The organism is Pseudomonas baetica (assembly GCF_051216495.1).
Lineage (GTDB): Bacteria > Pseudomonadota > Gammaproteobacteria > Pseudomonadales > Pseudomonadaceae > Aquipseudomonas > Aquipseudomonas baetica_B.
The window spans coordinates 1-16,823 of sequence record NZ_JBPKAM010000079.1; the positions used below are offsets into that span (position 1 = coordinate 1).

15 protein-coding genes are annotated in these 16,823 nt (G+C 60.5%); 5 read left to right on the forward strand and 10 right to left on the reverse strand.

Annotated features, from left to right (window positions below; translation table 11 throughout):
- Positions 1–69: 69 nt before the first annotated feature.
- Together ACSFE6_RS23215 and ACSFE6_RS23220 are read right to left on the reverse strand one after the other, a co-directional pair.
- Entirely contained in the window at positions 70–1,446 is a 1,377-nt protein-coding gene (locus tag ACSFE6_RS23215; protein WP_435429772.1) for a GTPase/DUF3482 domain-containing protein, read from the reverse strand.
- Positions 1,439–2,809, reverse strand: a complete 1,371-nt coding sequence (locus tag ACSFE6_RS23220; RefSeq protein ID WP_435429773.1) for a DUF2868 domain-containing protein — start codon at positions 2,807–2,809, stop codon at positions 1,439–1,441. Before ACSFE6_RS23220 ends, ACSFE6_RS23215 begins: the two co-directional genes overlap by 8 nt.
- A gap of 85 nt (positions 2,810–2,894) precedes the next feature.
- Between ACSFE6_RS23220 and ACSFE6_RS23225 the strand changes: the two genes are divergently transcribed.
- Entirely contained in the window at positions 2,895–3,407 is a 513-nt protein-coding gene (locus tag ACSFE6_RS23225) for a dihydrofolate reductase (RefSeq protein WP_435429774.1), read from the forward strand.
- A 117-nt stretch (positions 3,408–3,524) separates the two neighbouring features.
- Here ACSFE6_RS23225 and ACSFE6_RS23230 read toward each other — a convergent pair whose 3' ends face one another.
- Entirely contained in the window at positions 3,525–4,916 is a 1,392-nt protein-coding gene (locus ACSFE6_RS23230; RefSeq protein ID WP_435429775.1) for an L-cystine transporter, read from the reverse strand.
- 240 nt (positions 4,917–5,156) lie between these two features.
- Here ACSFE6_RS23230 and ACSFE6_RS23235 point away from each other — a divergent pair, with 240 nt between their 5' ends.
- Positions 5,157–6,212, forward strand: coding sequence for a haloacid dehalogenase-like hydrolase (locus tag ACSFE6_RS23235; protein WP_435429776.1), 1,056 nt, complete (start codon positions 5,157–5,159; stop codon positions 6,210–6,212).
- Positions 6,213–6,397: 185 nt separating this feature from the next.
- Here the strand turns inward: ACSFE6_RS23235 and ilvD are convergent, their stop codons facing one another.
- The 4 genes from ilvD to ACSFE6_RS23255 form a co-directional block, all read right to left on the reverse strand.
- Positions 6,398–8,239, reverse strand: a complete 1,842-nt coding sequence (gene ilvD / locus ACSFE6_RS23240; protein ID WP_435429777.1) for a dihydroxy-acid dehydratase — start codon at positions 8,237–8,239, stop codon at positions 6,398–6,400.
- Positions 8,240–8,536: 297 nt separating this feature from the next.
- Positions 8,537–9,745 carry an MFS transporter gene (locus ACSFE6_RS23245; protein ID WP_435429795.1) on the reverse strand — a complete coding sequence of 403 codons (1,209 nt, stop codon included), beginning with the start codon at positions 9,743–9,745 and terminating at the stop codon, positions 8,537–8,539.
- Positions 9,746–9,950: 205 nt separating this feature from the next.
- Positions 9,951–10,409 carry an REP-associated tyrosine transposase gene (locus tag ACSFE6_RS23250; RefSeq protein WP_435429778.1) on the reverse strand — a complete coding sequence of 153 codons (459 nt, stop codon included), beginning with the start codon at positions 10,407–10,409 and terminating at the stop codon, positions 9,951–9,953.
- Between the two features lie 205 nt (positions 10,410–10,614).
- Positions 10,615–11,811, reverse strand: coding sequence for a class I SAM-dependent rRNA methyltransferase (locus tag ACSFE6_RS23255; RefSeq protein WP_435429779.1), 1,197 nt, complete (start codon positions 11,809–11,811; stop codon positions 10,615–10,617).
- Between the two features lie 290 nt (positions 11,812–12,101).
- Between ACSFE6_RS23255 and ACSFE6_RS23260 the strand changes: the two genes are divergently transcribed.
- Genes ACSFE6_RS23260 through ACSFE6_RS23270 form a run of 3 tightly spaced genes read left to right on the forward strand, consistent with a single transcriptional unit; the run spans position 12,102 to position 14,146 of the window.
- Entirely contained in the window at positions 12,102–12,917 is an 816-nt protein-coding gene (locus ACSFE6_RS23260) for an HDOD domain-containing protein (RefSeq protein WP_435429796.1), read from the forward strand.
- Between the two features lie 45 nt (positions 12,918–12,962).
- Positions 12,963–13,775 (forward strand): bifunctional DNA-formamidopyrimidine glycosylase/DNA-(apurinic or apyrimidinic site) lyase, encoded by an 813-nt coding sequence (gene mutM, locus ACSFE6_RS23265; protein WP_435429780.1) that lies wholly within the window; start codon positions 12,963–12,965, stop codon positions 13,773–13,775.
- A 53-nt stretch (positions 13,776–13,828) separates the two neighbouring features.
- Positions 13,829–14,146: a multidrug transporter gene (locus tag ACSFE6_RS23270; RefSeq protein WP_435429781.1), complete on the forward strand. Its 318-nt coding sequence runs from the start codon at positions 13,829–13,831 to the stop codon at positions 14,144–14,146.
- Positions 14,147–14,270: 124 nt separating this feature from the next.
- Here ACSFE6_RS23270 and ACSFE6_RS23275 read toward each other — a convergent pair whose 3' ends face one another.
- From ACSFE6_RS23275 to ACSFE6_RS23285, 3 genes are all read right to left on the reverse strand, one after another.
- Complete coding sequence (locus ACSFE6_RS23275) at positions 14,271–14,522, reverse strand: YfhL family 4Fe-4S dicluster ferredoxin (protein WP_085723842.1); 252 nt, start codon at positions 14,520–14,522, stop codon at positions 14,271–14,273.
- 101 nt (positions 14,523–14,623) lie between these two features.
- Positions 14,624–15,103, reverse strand: a complete 480-nt coding sequence (gene coaD / locus ACSFE6_RS23280) for a pantetheine-phosphate adenylyltransferase (RefSeq protein WP_007939322.1) — start codon at positions 15,101–15,103, stop codon at positions 14,624–14,626.
- A 115-nt stretch (positions 15,104–15,218) separates the two neighbouring features.
- Positions 15,219–16,814, reverse strand: a complete 1,596-nt coding sequence (locus ACSFE6_RS23285) for a GMC family oxidoreductase N-terminal domain-containing protein (RefSeq protein ID WP_435429782.1) — start codon at positions 16,812–16,814, stop codon at positions 15,219–15,221.
- Positions 16,815–16,823 lie beyond the last annotated feature (9 nt).

A 16,823-nucleotide genomic window follows, 5' to 3' on the forward strand; every position in this document is an offset into this window, starting at 1 on the left:
GGCTCGCTCCCACAGGGGAATGTGGTCACTGTGGGAGCGAGCCTGCTCGCGAAGGGGCCCGTCAGTTCATTAAAGTTGTCGCGCCAGTTCCTCTATCTGCTCCTGCCGCTCCGCCTGATTCAATTTCGCGTGAGCATTGAGCGACGACCACTGCGGATGCGCCCGCGCCTTACTCAAGGCTTCCGGCAGTTTGCCCTCGCGCCAGGACTTGTCTTGAGGTGTCGCCACTTGAATGCTGTCCATCGCCGCATGCCCACGGGCATCCAGCGCGTGCAGCAGTTGGCGCTGGCGCAGCGCCAAAAGCCGCAGCACATGGTCATCCACGGTCAGTTCACGCTGGCCTTTGATCTTGCCCAGCAACCGGTTGCCGTAACTGCGTGCGGTTTGCAGGGCGCCACCGGCAATGGCGCCAGCCAGTGCGGCGGCACCGAGGGTAATGCCGCCCACCAGCAAGTCGACCCCGGCCCCGGCTGCCGCGCCGGCCGCGATACCGCCACCGACCCGCACACCCAATTGCTTGAGGGTTTCCGGGTTGAACAGATCATCACCCCAACGGCCGTCGAGCAGCGGCAAGTCACTGGCCGCCGCGTCTTGTGGGCGAAACGCATAGAGCTTGAGCAGCGCTTCGACGCAACGCTGTTCCCGTTGGCGAACGGCTTTGCGCAGTTCGCCGATGGCTTGCTGTTCCTGCTCGGCATCGCTGGCCACGCTGCGACGGCAGGCGGCGCAATCGATCAATAATTCGGCGATCAGCCGCGCTGCACTTTGCTGACGCGCTTGACGCTGCGCCTGCTGATCGGCAATCAACCGCTCCAGTTGCGGGCGGGCATGTTCAAGCAGGAGTGCGAGGCTTTCATACAGCCGGCGCTCGCCATCTTCCGGGGGCGCCACGCTGTCGAAGCGCACCAATGCATGCAAACCGAGGCGTGCCAGTGCTTCGCGCCACGCGGGTTCGCGGTGATTGTCGCTGCTGACGAAGTTCAGCACCGGCAGCAACGGTTTGCCACACCCGGCCAGCACCTCCAGTTCATCACGGTACTTGGCCAGCACCGGTTCACGGGCGTCGATCACATAGAGGCCCGCATCGCAGGTCAGCAATTGCCGCAGCACCTTGGCCTCCTGTTCGAACCGCTGCCGCGCTTCGCTTCCTTCCAGGAACCGCGCCAGCCGCGCCGGGCCATCAAGGCGTTCGCCGGGACGTTCCAGGCGTTCGAGGTAATCGAGCAGAGCGATGGCGTCTTCAAGGCCTGGGGTGTCGAACAGGTCGAGCAAGGGCTCGCCGTCCACGGATAAACGAGCACCCTCTACATGCCGCGTGGTGCTCGGGCGATGGGACACTTCGCCGAAGCCCACGTCACGGGTCAGGGTGCGTAGCAATGAGGTTTTACCGACGTTGGTGTGGCCGACTACGGCAAGTTTCAGAGGCGCTGTTCTGGCATCAATCATGACCCGTCTCCAGCCAATTCAACGGCGCGTTATCGGCAAAGGGCAGTTCCAGTTGTTGCAGCGCCACGTGCCAATCACCCAGGCGCTCCGCATCCAGCGCTTCACCGGGCGGCGCTTGCAGCAGCCAGACACGGGTAGCACTGGCACTGCGGGCCAGTTCGGCGATCAGTGCCAGACTGCCGCGATCCGGCGAGCGTCGCGGATCGCAGGCGATGGCCAGTCGAGCCGGGGGGAAGCGGCTGAGTTGTTCGAGGAGTTTGTGCCGCGATTCACGACTGTCGAGGATCCCGGCATCGCTGACGTTTTTCGGCAGTTGAGGTGGCCACGGGCGTTGATCATCCAGCTCGATGGCCACCAGCAAGGCGCCGTCGCTTTGCTGGTCGCTGACACCGCTTTCGACCCGATGCAATTGCTCTGGCGCCGCATCGCTGACCCCCAGGCGTTCGCTCGTAGGCATCAGGCGTTCGCGCAGTTGTGCGTAGCCCGGCAGGTTCAGATCCAGATGCAGGGCTGCTTTGCCTGATTTCCAGCGCCACAGGCAAAACAGCGCCAATAGCATTCGCGGCAGCACGCCATAGACCAGCAACACACCCACCAGCCACGCTGCCCAGGCTTGCCGAGCGCTTTCGATGTTCAGCGCGGCATCGCCGCTGGCGCGGATCATGTCCACGGTGGGCACGCTGAAACCGAGCAGGCCCGGCAGGGCGCCTAGGGCTTGAGTCACGGTGATAAAGGTGTCTGCGCTGAGGATCGTGGTTTCCCAGACGAAGCCGTAACGCCGGGTCGCCATCAACGTCAGCAGAATGGCCAGCGCACTGAGCATCGCCAGCAACCACACACTGTTGACCAGCACGCCGATGGCCCAGCGATTGAGTTTCTGTCGTTGCAATAACAGGAGCAGGGCGGGTGCCAATTGCGCAGCCTTGGCGTCGCGGGCGAGTTTTTCGCTGAGCCACAGCCACAAGCGTCCCAGTGTTGCCCCCTGTTCGCCGGCAAACACCAGGCCCAGGACCCAGCCAAGCAGCAAAATCAGGTTGAGCCCGAGCAGGCTGCCCAAGGCCCAGAACACATTCACCGGCGCCTGGCCGTCACCCAGTGCGGCAAACGCCAGGCCGGCGCCGCTGACCACAGCCAGCACCGCCAACACGATCAGTGCCAGTCGCGCGCCTTGCAACCAATGTACGAGCGCGCTGCTTAAGCCATCCCGTTCGGCCAGCCACAGAGCCCGGCGTTGAATGCGTGTTGGCAAGTCGCCGCCCGCGCTGCGGGCCAGGCGGTTGGCTTCCAGATCCTCCAGGGGCCCGGCGTGTTCTTCGCGCAGGCGGATGGTTTCTGTCAGCCAGAGGTTATTCAGTTCAGTCACGCGGCATCCCGTCGCTCAATTGAGCTGTGAGCATAACCGCTGTGGCGCTTATCGGCGAAAGCAAGGCTCTGGTATCCTCGCCGGCATGACTAAATCACTCCCCTTAAGCCTGATCGCAGCCCTCGGTGAAAACCGTGTGATCGGCGTCGACAACAGCATGCCCTGGCACTTGCCGGGGGACTTCAAATACTTCAAGGCCACCACCCTGGGTAAGCCGATCATCATGGGTCGCAAGACCTGGGATTCCCTCGGCCGCCCGTTGCCGGGTCGTCTGAACATCGTGGTCAGCCGTCAGGCGGATCTGGTGCTGGAGGGTGCGGAGGTTTATCCGTCGCTGGAAGCCGCCGTGGTTCGCGCCGAAGAATGGGCGAAGGAGCGGGGCGTCGATGAGCTGATGCTGATTGGCGGGGCGCAGTTGTACGCGCAAGGAATGGCGCAGGCTGATCGGTTGTACCTGACCCGCGTGGCGCTGAGCCCGGTTGGGGATGCATGGTTTCCGGAGTTTGATCAGCAGCAGTGGAAACTGGTGTCGAATGTTCCGAATCCGGCGGAAGGCGACAAGCCGGCGTACAACTTCGAAGTCTGGGAAAAAGCCTAAAAGCATCGCCAGCAGGCTGGCTCCCACAGTGGTTTTGAGGTGAAACACAGATTGTGTGAACACCCAAAATCCCTGTGGGAGCCAGCCTGCTGGCGATAGCAATTTATCAGGCGCTACTCAAGCATGCGCCAACGCCGAATGCTCATCCGCATCCAGCACTTCTTTATCCGTTTGCTGCATCACCTGGCTGGTAATCGCCCCAGCCGTGATCGAACCGCTCACGTTCAACGCCGTACGCCCCATATCGATCAACGGCTCGACCGAAATCAGCAACGCCACCAGTGAAACCGGCAAGCCCATCGCCGGCAACACGATCAGCGCGGCAAAGGTCGCACCGCCGCCCACACCAGCCACCCCGGCCGAACTCAAGGTCACAATCGCCACCAGCGTAGCGATCCACAGCGGGTCCAGCGGGTTGATGCCCACGGTCGGCGCCACCATCACCGCCAACATAGCCGGGTACAGACCGGCACAGCCATTCTGGCCGATGGTCGCGCCGAACGAAGCGGCGAAGCTGGCGACGGACTGCGGAATGCCCAGGCGACTGGTCTGAACTTCGATGCTCAACGGAATGGTCGCGGCGCTGGAACGGCTGGTGAAGGCGAACGTCAGCACCGGCCAAATCTTGCGGAAGAAACGCAGTGGATGGATCCCCGCAGCGGACACCAGCAGGCCGTGGACCACAAACATCAGGCCCAGGCCGATGTAGGACACCACCACGAAACTGCCGAGCTTGATGATGTCTTGCAGGTTGGAGCCGGCAACCACTTTGGTCATCAGCGCCAGCACGCCGTACGGGGTCAACTTCATCACCAGGCGTACCAGACGCGTCACCCAGGCTTGCAGGGTGTCGATGGCGTTGATCACTTTCTGACCTTTTTCCGCGTCATCCTTGAGCAGTTGCAACGCTGCGACACCGAGGAAGGCGGCGAAGATCACCACGCTGATGATCGACGTCGGTTTGGCTCGTGCCAAGTCGGCGAAGGGGTTTTGCGGGATGAACGACAGCAATAGCTGCGGCACATTCAGGTCGGCGACCTTGCCCGCATAATCGGACTGGATGATTTGCAGGCGCGCCAGTTCCTGGGTGCCGGCCACCAGGCCTTCAGCGGTCAAGCCGAACAGGTTGGTCAGGCCGATGCCGATCAGCGCCGCGATGGCGGTGGTGAACAGCAATGTACCGATGGTCAGGAAGCTGATTTTGCCCAGCGATGTAGCATTGTGCAGGCGGGCCACGGCGCTGAGGATCGAGGCGAATACCAGCGGGATCACGATCATTTGCAGCAGTTGCACGTAACCGTTGCCCACCAGATCGAACCAGCCGATCGAAGCTTTCAGCACTGGGTTGCCGGTCCCGTAGATCGTGTGCAGCGCCACACCGAACACCACGCCCAGCACCAGTGCGAGCAGGACTTTCTTTGCCAGGCTCCAGGTGGTGTGGCGAGTTTGTGCCAGGCCCAGGAGCAGGGCGAGGAACACCAGCAGATTGAGAATCAGCGGCAGATTCATTGGAACTCCCATTAGACATGTGCCAACTGCCTTCCGGGGCAGTTGCGAACCGGTAAGCCTAACAGCTTGATTTCCAATGAATTAATACCGAAAACGTCTGGCATCCGTCGTTTTCGGAATAAGCGCATGTCGCTCTTGAGGATGCAGCTGGCGCGAAAGGTACGTTGGCGGTCGCTGACAGACGAGGACTGTCACACTTATTTGTTAGCGTCGATGTCTTTCACTCAGGGAGAAACATCAATGAAGTTCGCACCGAAATTACTCGCTGCTGCACTTTGCCTTGGTCTTGCTGGCCAAGTGTTCGCAACGGATTTGAAGCACTGGCCAGCCGATCAGGCCAAGGCGCTGGACGCGATGATCGCCGCCAACGCCAACAAGGGTAACTACGCAGTGTTCGACATGGACAACACCAGTTACCGCTATGACCTCGAAGAGTCGCTGCTGCCGTTCATGGAGAACAAGGGCCTGATCACCCGCGACAAGCTCGATCCCTCCCTGAAGTTGATGCCATTCAAGGACACCGCCGACCACAAGGAAAGCCTGTTCAGTTACTACTACCGCCTCTGTGAAGTCGACGACATGGTTTGCTACCCATGGGTTGCCCAGGTGTTTTCCGGATTCACGCTCAAGGAGCTCAAGGGCTACGTCGATGAAATGATGGCGTCCGGCAAGCCGGTGCCGGCCACCTATTACGAAGGCGATGTGGTCAAGAAACTCGACGTCAACCCGCCGAAAATCTTCACCGGCCAGCAAGAGCTGTACAACAAGCTCATGGAAAACGGCATCGAGGTCTACGTGATGACCGCCGCCTCGGAAGAACTGGTGCGCATGGTCGCGTCCGATCCGAAGTACGGCTACAACGTCAAACCGCAGAACGTGATCGGCGTGTCCTTGCTGCTCAAGGACCAAAAGACTGGCGAACTGACCACCGCGCGCAAACAGATCACCGCCGGCAAGTATGACGAGAAGGCCAATCTTGGCCTGGAACTGACGCCTTACCTCTGGACTCCGGCAACCTGGATGGCCGGTAAGCATGCGGCGATCCTGACCTACATCGATGAATGGAAAAAACCGGTCCTGGTGGGCGGCGATACCCCGAGCAGCGACGGTTACATGCTGTTCCATGATGTCGATGTGGCCAAGGGCGGCATCCACCTGTGGGTCAACCGCAAGGACAAGTACATGACCCAGATCAACGGCATGATGGCCAAGCACGCCGCGGCCCAGGCCAAGGAAGGGTTGACGGTGACGGCGGACAAGAACTGGGTGATCGTGAAGCCTGAAGAGATTCAGTAAGGATTTTGCTTCACTGTAGGAGCGAGCCTGCTCGCGATGGTCGTCAACGATGACGCTGGCTGCCTGATACCCCGCGGAGCCCTGTCGTCCATCGCGAGCATGCTCGCTCCTACAGGTGAAAGGTGACCGGCAGAAACAAAAATGCCCCGCACTTGGCGGGGCATTTTTATGGTCGCTACTGACGCTTACAGCCCGTCCAGCATCGCCTTGTTACGCACCGCACCCTTGTCGGCACTGGTGGCCAGCAGGGCATAGGCTTTCAGCGCAGTGGTCACTTTACGTGGACGCACTTCCACCGGTTTCCAGCCTTTCTTGTCCTGCTCGACGCGGCGCGCGGCCAGTTCTTCGTCGCTGATCAACAGGTTGATCGAGCGGTTCGGAATATCGATCAGCACCTTGTCGCCATCCTGCACCAGACCGATCGCGCCACCGGCAGCTGCTTCCGGAGAAGCGTGGCCGATGGACAGGCCCGAGGTGCCGCCGGAGAAGCGGCCGTCGGTGAGCAAGGCGCAGGCTTTGCCCAGGCCTTTGGATTTCAGGTAGGAAGTCGGGTAGAGCATTTCCTGCATGCCCGGGCCGCCTTTCGGACCTTCGTAGCGAATGATGACGATGTCGCCTTCCTTCACTTCGTCGGCGAGGATGCCGCGTACCGCGCTGTCCTGGCTTTCGAAGATCTTGGCGTTGCCTTCGAAGACGTGGATCGACTCGTCGACGCCGGCGGTTTTCACCACGCAGCCGTCCAGGGCGATGTTGCCGTACAGCACGGCCAGGCCGCCTTCTTTCGAATAGGCGTGTTCGAAACTGCGGATGCAGCCGTTTTCACGGTCATCGTCCAGGGTTTCCCAGCGGGTCGACTGGCTGAACGCGGTTTGCGTCGGGATGCCTGCCGGACCTGCCTTGAAGAAGTGGTGCACCGCTTCGTCGTTGGTCTGGGTGATGTCCCACTTGGCGATGGCTTCTTCCATGCTGCGGCTGTGTACGGTCGGCAGTTGGGTGTGCAGCAGGCCGCCACGGGCCAGCGAGCCGAGGATGCTGAAGATCCCGCCGGCACGGTGCACGTCTTCCATGTGGTACTTCTGGATGTTCGGCGCGACCTTGCACAGTTGCGGCACTTTGCGCGACAGGCGATCGATATCGCGCAGGTCGAAGTTGATCTCGGCTTCCTGGGCGGCGGCCAGCAAGTGCAGGATGGTGTTGGTCGAACCGCCCATGGCGATGTCGAGCATCATGGCGTTTTCGAACGCTTCGAAGTTGGCGATGTTGCGTGGCAGCACCGACTGATCGTTCTCGCCGTAGTAACGCTTGCACAGCTCGACGATGGTGCGGCCGGCCTGCAGGAACAGCTGCTCGCGGTCGCTGTGGGTGGCCAGGGTCGAACCGTTGCCCGGCAGGGCCAGGCCCAGGGCTTCGGTCAGGCAGTTCATCGAGTTGGCGGTGAACATGCCGGAGCACGAACCGCAGGTCGGGCAGGCGCTGCGCTCGTACTCGGCAACCTTCTCGTCAGAAGCGCTGGAGTCGGCGGCGATCACCATGGCGTCGACCAGGTCGAGACCGTGGCTGGCCAGTTTGGTCTTGCCGGCTTCCATCGGGCCGCCGGACACGAAGATCACCGGGATGTTCAGGCGCAGGGCGGCCATCAGCATGCCGGGGGTGATCTTGTCGCAGTTGGAGATGCAGACGATGGCGTCGGCGCAGTGGGCGTTGACCATGTACTCGACGGAGTCGGCGATGATCTCGCGGCTCGGCAGCGAGTACAGCATGCCGTCGTGGCCCATGGCGATGCCGTCGTCGACCGCGATGGTGTTGAATTCTTTTGCCACGCCGCCAGCGCGTTCGATTTCGCGAGCAACCAGTTGGCCCAGGTCTTTCAGGTGCACGTGGCCCGGTACGAACTGGGTGAAGGAGTTGGCAATGGCGATGATCGGCTTTTTGAAGTCGTCATCTTTCATCCCCGTGGCGCGCCACAGTGCGCGGGCACCGGCCATGTTGCGGCCGTGGGTGGATGTTTTCGAGCGGTAATCAGGCATGAAGCACTCCGGGCGGCTAATCAGGTATCAAAAGGGAAGTGAGCTTCTAGTGACGTCTGGAGTACTCGGAAATGGCCGTGTGTCCAAAGGTTGCCGATAACTTTGCGGGATCGCCGCGCGCTTCAGCTTGAGCTCATAAACCCGCCGGGGATGACTGGCGATGAATGTTCGCGATTCTACACGGCTGGCGGCTGGAGGGAATGCCTGCGCGCATTCACAAGACGTTCGGCGATCGCCCCTTGTAGGAGCGAGCTCGCGATGGACTCAAGAACACCACGGGGTGTCAGGCAACCAGCGTTATCGTTGACGACCATCGCGAGCGAGCTCGTTCCTACAGGTGATCAACGTGTTTACGCCAAGTCCCGCAGCGCTCAGCGTCAGAAAGCCAAAGGCCAGGGTCGTGGCAGGGTCCTCTGGAATGAAATTGATCAACGAGCTGATCACGCCACCGAGCATGAAGATCAACAGGGCGCCAACTGAAGTGGACGCCCCGGCATTTTGCGGATAGAGATTCATGGCTTTGGAGTTGATGATTGGCCTGATAATGGTGGTTCCGATGGTGCAAATCAGCATGGAAATCAGCACCAGAGCTGCATTAAGACCGAACTGGTGGATCAGCCACAGCATGACTGCACCGGAAATGGCGATCAGGCCCAAGCCAATAATGATCTGGGCGTTGGCTTGCAGGATTCGATGCAGCACGTTGGCCAGTACTCCCCCGAATACATAAGCCACGCCATACAGCAACATTACCCAGGCGAACTCGTACGGTGAGAGCGCCAGACGCTCCATGAAAATGATGGGTGAAGTCACGATAAAGGAAAAATGACAGGCGAAGGCAAGTGCCGATATCAGCCAGTACCCCATGAATCGTGCATCCGAACATAACCGCCAATAAACGCTGAAAAATCCCCTGTGCGACGTCTTTTGACGAGGCGGGATTTCCTCGATCACCCAGTAGGCTCGAAACCAGACAACCAGTGCCAGTGTGATAAATACATAAAAACTGCCTTGCCAGCCAAGATAGAGCTGCAACCAGGTCCCCAGAAGCGGTGAAATCGAAATGAACACGCCTCCCGCCGTCACCAGCCAGATCCTGATTCGCTCCCGCTCACGACCGCTGAACAAATCCTGCACAAGCGCCTGTGATAGCGAAAACGAACCGCAACCAATCGCCTGGAGCATGCGGAACCCCAAAAACCAGCTGTAGTCGGTGGCAAACATGCAGCCAGCCGCTCCAAGTGCAGCGATGGCAATACCTCCCAGTAGCAGCTTCTTGCGGCCCCACATGTCCGAAAGAGGCCCAACCAGCATGATGGACAACGCCAGGCTAACCACGAAAAGACCGACGGACAGAGCAACATCGGCTGGCGGGATCTGGAAATGGTCGGAAAGGGCGGGGAAGGAGGGCAGGATTACGTCGATCGGGAAGACAGAAATCAAGGTCACGGTCATCAGCAGCAGGATGATCGACGTCTTCTCATTGGAATGTGTGATGTAAGTCATCAAACAGTGCGCTCGATCCGTGAGGAGGGAGCGAGGATTGATTTGATGCTCGGGTAAGTCAATGCAGTAAGCGTGGGACACTTCTGAATCTATTGTAGGAGCGAGCTTGCTCGCGAAAAAACCGAGACCGCTGCGGGGTGTCAGGTCGCCAGCGTTATCGTTGACGACCATCGCGAGCAAGCTCGCTCCTACAGGCGGGGGGGCATCAGAGCCAGATGGCATCCCAAAGCGGGTAGTCGCCTACGTGAGTGGCAAGTCCGGCTCGTAGGGGGTTGGCGATGATGTACCGGGCTGCCGCCTTAAGGTCTTCCTCGTGGCGCAGGGCTCGGTCGAAGTAGCCTTTTTGCCATACGGGTGCGCTCAGATTCCGGTTCTGATTGATGTGTCGTGCGCAGCGGGATTTGGTGGCTTGCATCAGCCTGGGTAAATCACCGTTATGCAACTCAACCAGCCAGTGAAAGTGATCCGGCATGACTACCCAGGCAATGGAAGTGGCGTTGCCGGTTTCTTGCGCTCTTCTGAACTCGTTCACCAGAACGCGACCAGTGCGCCAGTCCCGGAAGATCGGCTGTCGTTCATAAGTGACTGCTGTCAGCAGATAAATGCGACCGGGTTCCGAGTGGCGGCCGGTGCGTAATCGATGGGCTTTGGGTTTGCTGGACATTCCGTTGTCCTCTTCGGGATTGGAAGAGAAACGGTAGGTGTGGAGCGGGAGGTTGTCGTATCGACAGTGGATCAGGATGTGTCGCGAAACCTGTAGGAGCGAGCATGCTCGCGATGAACTCAAGGACGCCGCTGGGTGTCAGGTTTCCAGCGTTATCGTTGGCGACCATCGCGAGCGAGCTCGCTCCTACAGAGAAGCCGGGTTGTTAGCTATTCGGCAGCAACCGGCAAGTAATGCTCTTGATGTAGCGCGTCTCGGCAATCGCCGGATGCACCGGATGATCCGGCCCCTGACCACCACGCTCAAGCATCTGGATATTGCGGTCCAGGTGGCGGGCGCTGGTCAGCAGGATGTTTTGCAGGTCGTCTTCCGGCAGGTGCATCGAGCAGGAGGCGCTGACGAGGATGCCGTCCTTGGTCAGCAGGCGCATGGCTTGCTCGTTCAGACGGCGGTAGGCGCCTTCGCCGTTTTTCATGTCTTTCTTGCGTTTGATGAAGGCGGGCGGGTCGGCCACGATCACGTCGAAGCGTTCTTCGCTGGCTTTCAGCTCTTTGAGGGCTTCGAACACGTCGCCTTCGATGCAGGTCATTTTGTCGGCGAAACCGTTCAGCGCCGCGTTGCGCTCGACGCCGTCGAGGGCGAAGCCCGATGCGTCGACGCAGAACACTTCACTGGCGCCGAATGCGGCCGCTTGTACGCCCCAGCCGCCGATGTAGCTGTACAGGTCCAGTACGCGTTTGCCCTTGGCATAAGGTGCCAGGCGCGCGCGGTTCATGCGGTGGTCGTAGAACCAGCCGGTTTTCTGGCCCTGGATGACCGGGGCTTCGAATTTCACGCCGTTCTCTTCCAGCGCGACCCACTCCGGCACCAGGCCGAACACGGTTTCGACGTAGCGGGTGAGACCTTCGGCGTCACGAGCGGCGGAGTCGTTCTTGAACAGGATGCCGCTTGGCTTGAGCACCTGGGTCAGGGCCGCGATCACGTCATCCTTGTGGGCTTCCATGGTCGCCGAAGCGATCTGCACCACCAGGATGTCGCCGAAACGGTCGACCACCAGGCCCGGCAGCAGGTCGGAGTCGCCGTAGACCAGGCGATAGAACGGCTTGTCGAACAGGCGATCGCGAATCGACAGGGCCACGTTAAGGCGATGCACCAGCAGCGACTTGTCCAGCGGCAACTTGATGTCGCGCGACAGGACGCGGGCGCAGATCAGGTTGTTCGGGCTCATGGCGACGATGCCCAGCGGCTTGCCGCCGGCAGCCTCGAGAATCGCCTGATCACCGGCCTTGAAACCGTGCAGAGGGGTGGCGGCTACATCGATTTCGTTGCTGTAGACCCACAAATGACCGTTGCGCAGACGACGGTCGGCGTTGGCTTTGAGGCGCAGGCTAGGCAGGGACATGACGTCGCTCCGGAAAAAAGAGCGGGAGTATAGCGTGTTGGCACCTGCGGCGGGGTTGATGGGCGATGAAACGCTGATGGCCTATTCGCGAGCAGGCTCGCTCCCACAAAGAGCAGCGCGATCCCCTGCTCGCGAAGGCGGTTTCAAGTGAATGAAAGTTCCAGTGATGTGCTCGCTGGTGTGTCGGATCCAACTTTTAGAAGCTAGAATCTGCGCCTGGCCCAGAGTGTGTACTTATGTCCCAAGAGTTGACTCCCGAACAGATCCATCAATCCCTGCAAGGCATCAGTGTGCCGGCCCAGCCGCAGATCATGGTGGATCTGCAGATGGAGCAGTACATGCCCGACCCGGATCTGGACGTGATCGCGAAGCTGATTTCCCAGGATCCAGGGCTTTCCGGCTCACTGCTGAAAATCGTCAATTCGCCGTACTACGGGCTGTCCAACAAGATCGCTTCGATCCAGCGCGCAGTGAATCTGTTGGGCAGTCGCTCGATCATCAACCTGATCAACGCGCAGTCGATCAAAGGCGAGATGAACGACGAGACCATCGTCACCTTGAACCGCTTCTGGGACACCGCTCAGGACGTGGCGATGACCTGCCTGACCCTGGCCAAGCGCGTTGGCGTGCAGGCGGGCGACGAAGCCTATGCCCTGGGCCTGTTCCACGACTGCGGCGTGCCGCTGATGCTCCAGCGTTTCCCCGATTACATGACGGTGCTGGAACAGGCGTATGCCAACGCCGGTCCCGATTGCCGGGTGGTGGACACCGAAAACAAGGCGTTCAACACCAACCACGCTGTGGTCGGTTATTACACGGCCAAGTCCTGGCGTCTGCCGGACCACGTTTCGGCCGCCATCGCCAATCACCACAACGCCTTGGCGATCTTCAGCGATGAGTCTTCGCGCAACAGCTCGCTGAAGAACCTGCTGGCCATCCTGAAAATGGCGGAGCACATTTGTGCGTCCTATCGGGTGTTGGGTAGCCAGACCGAAGACCATGAATGGAACAGCATTGGGCATCTGGTGCTCGATTACGTCGGCCTTTCGGATTACGACTTCGAAACCCTCAAGCAGACGATCCGTGACCTCGGCACTCACCGCTGAGTAGCGTAACTTCTTCTTATTCGAAAGCCTGATTCGAGAGCCGTCATGCCTGAATTGCCAGAAGTCGAAACCACCCGCCGTGGCATTGCCCCGCATCTGGAAGGCCAGCGCGTCAGCCGGGTGATCGTGCGTGATCGTCGCTTGCGCTGGCCGATTCCCGAAGACCTCGATGTGCGCCTGTCGGGCCAGCGCATCGTGCTGGTGGAGCGGCGCGCCAAGTACCTGTTAATCAATGCCGAAGTCGGCACCTTGATCAGTCATTTGGGCATGTCGGGGAATTTGCGTCTGGTGGAAGTGGGTACGCCCGCGGCCAAACACGAGCATGTGGACATCGAGCTGGAGTCGGGCCTGGCCCTGCGCTACACCGACCCGCGCCGGTTTGGCGCGATGCTCTGGAGCCTTGATCCGCTCCACCATGAACTATTGATTCGCCTGGGGCCGGAGCCGCTGACCGATCTGTTCGACGGCGAGCGTTTGTTCCAGCTGTCCCGCGGGCGTTCGATGGCGGTCAAGCCGTTCATCATGGACAACGCGGTGGTAGTGGGTGTCGGCAACATCTATGCGACCGAAGCGCTGTTCGCCGCCGGTATCGACCCGCGTCGCGAGGCCAAAAGCATTTCCCGTGCGCGGTATCTGAAACTGGCGATCGAGATCAAACGCATCCTGGCCGCCGCCATCGAACGTGGTGGTACCACGCTGCGGGACTTTATTGGCGGTGACGGTCAGCCAGGCTACTTCCAGCAGGAGCTGTTCGTGTACGGCCGTGGCGCCGAGCACTGCAAGGTCTGCGGGACGCAGCTGCGGGAAGTGAAACTTGGGCAGCGTGCCAGCGTCTTCTGCCCGCGCTGCCAGAGCTGAAACGCCGACGGTCTATAGTCAGTGCACTGACTGTCTCGCCGAAGGACCGTGCCATGAACCTCTTTCGAACCCTTGTCGTTACGCTGCTGCTGAGCATCGGCAACTCAGCTGTTGCCAACAGCGGCAGCGGCGATCCGCTTTACATCATCCAGAATCCACCCGCTTACGCCATGATTGGCGACCTGCTGATTGCCAGGCCGTTGTTGGTCGCGGCGACGGTGATCGGTGCGGGCGTGTTTGTGGTGTCATTGCCCTTTACCGCGTTAGGTGGCGGAGTGGGCGATGCGGGGCAGGCGTTGGTGGTCGATCCGGCGAAAGCGGCGTTCGCGCGGTGCCTGGGGTGCATCGGGGAGGGGGTTGAGCAGGAGTGAGTCTGTTACGTCTTCAGTGTGGCTGATGACGCTTTCGCGAGCAGGCTCGCTCCCACAAAGAGCTACGCGATCCCCTGTGGGAGCGAGCCTGCTCGCGAAGGCGTCGGCACTGACAACCGAAGGTTTAGGCCTTACCGGTAATCTTCCGGTACTTCTCCATCAACTCCTCTTGAGTCTCCGGATGGGCTTCGTCCAGTGGAATGCAATCCACCGGGCAGACCTGCTGGCACTGCGGTTCGTCGTAGTGGCCGACACATTGCGTGCACAGGTTCGGGTCGATCACGTAGATCTCTTCGCCTTGGGAAATGGCGGCGTTCGGGCACTCAGGTTCGCAGACGTCGCAGTTGATGCAATCGTCGGTGATGATCAGGGACATGCTAACTCCAGCCGGGGCGGCGGGCCCGGGCGCAATAAATCAATGCGTGTAATTGTGCCGCATTGGCGCCCGCTGTGCACGCGGGCGCCGATTGAGGGGGGTTATTTCTTGAAGCGCTCTGTCAGCGCATCCGCCACCACCGGGTGTACGAACTTGGTGATATCGCCGCCCAAAGCTGCAATTTCGCGGACCAGCGTCGAGGAAATGAACGAATAACGTTCGGACGGTGTAAGAAACAGACTTTCCACGTCCGGAGCCAGTTGCCGGTTCATGTTGGCCAGCTGGAATTCGTATTCGAAGTCCGACACCGCGCGCAAGCCACGCAGGAACACGTTGGCGTTCTGCTCTTTGGCGAAATGCGCCAGCAGTGTCGAGAAGCCGACGACTTCAACGTTCGGCAGATGTTTGGTGACCTCACGGGCCAGCTCTACACGCTGTTCCAGGGGAAACAACGGGTTTTTCTTCGGGCTGGCGGCGACCGCAATGATCACGTGATCGAACAGGCGCGAGGCGCGTTCGACCAGATCGCCGTGGCCCTTGGTAATAGGGTCGAAGGTACCTGGGTACAACACTCGGTTCATCGCGTCGTCCTGGCGGGAGTGCGTTGGGGAGTCGGATGGTATCGCAGCCTTACCGGTCGGCCAAGTCGCCTGTTGGGTAAGAAAGCACTATAGACGATGGGAATGTTCGCCGTTTTCATGGGTTTTTTAAACGTTCGGCCAGTGAAGTGGCCAGTTGCGCTGTCAGCCCATAGACCGATAATTGCGGGTTTGCGCCAATGCTGGTGGGGAACAGCGAGCCGTCATGGATCGACAGATTACCCAGTTGGTGATGCCGGCCAAGGCTGTCGGTCACGGCGTTTTTCGGGTCTTCGCCCATGGGGCAGCCGCCCATCACATGGGCGCTGCCCAGTCGAGTGCGGTACAACTCCAGGCTCAAGCCATCGATCAACGTTTGCGCTTCGCTGAGGGTTTTCACATATCGGGCATCGGCGTGCATGGGCATCACAGCCTTGGCGCCAGCGGCGAACTGGATCTCGGCCATGCTGTGGAACGCCCGGCGCAAGCCTTCCCAGACATAGGGTGAAACCTGGTAGTCGAGTACCGGCGTGCCGTCGCTGCGCAGTTCGACGCTGCCGCCGGGGCTGTCCGGGTGGAAACCGTCACGCAGTAACGCAAGCATGGCGTGGGTGTGCGGCAGGTTGGCCATGTGCTGTGCGTTGTCTTGGCCGAAGCCACCGAGCAGCGTTGCGGCCAGCGCCGGGTGCAGTGGCGGTACCTCCAGTTTGTAGCCCATCTTGCCGGTGGCGCCGTGCTGCCATTGAAAATGGTCGGAATAGATCGACTGCGGCGCCCCGTAGAACGGGTTGATCACCTCGTCGAACAGCCCGGCGGACATGTTCACCACATGCAGAAAGGTCCGTTTTCCCAGCCGTTTGTGCGGGTCAGGCGCGTCGGAACGCAACAGCAGCGCCGGGCTGTTGATCCCGCCGCCGGCCAGCACGTAATGCCGTGCCTTGACTGTAATGCTGCGACCCGTGGGCTCCACGCAGCGCGCGTCCATCGCCACGCAGTGCAGCCCGGTGACCTTGTCGCCGCTGATCACGAGTTTTTCGGCGCGAGCCAGGTAGAGCAGTTCGCCACCCTTTTCCAGGGTGGCCGGAATGGTGGTGACCATCATCGATTGCTTGGCGTTGGTCGGGCAGCCCATGCCGCAGTAACCCAGGTTCCAGCAACCGCGCACATTGCGCGGGATCACGTGCCAGCTGTAGCCAAGCGATTCGCAGCCCTTGCGGATCACGTCGTTGTTGGCGTTCGGTGGAACCATCCACGGGGCGACGCCCAGGCGTTGTTCCATCTTTTCGAACCACGGTGCCATTTCGGCCACGCTGTGGCCCTTGACGTCGTGCTCCTTGGCCCAATGCTCCAGGGTCGCCTGCGGGGTGCGGAAACTGGACGTCCAGTTGATCAGCGTGGTGCCCCCCACGGCCCGACCCTGGAGAATGGTGATCGCGCCGTCCTTGCTCATGCGGCCGATGCCTTCCTGATAGAGGCTGGTGTAGGCCTGATCTTCGAGCAACTTAAAATCGCTGCTGGTCTTGAGCGGGCCTTCCTCGATCAGCAGCACTTTGTAGCCGGCGGCACTGAGGATCTCGGCGGTTGTGCCTCCACCGGCACCGCTGCCGATGATCGCCACGTCCGCCTCGAGGGTCAGGTCCTGTGTCAGTTGCGAGCCGTCGTGGGTTTTCCAGCCACGGGCCATGCCTTCGCGGAACGGGTCGGGTACGGGCATCTTCAGGTT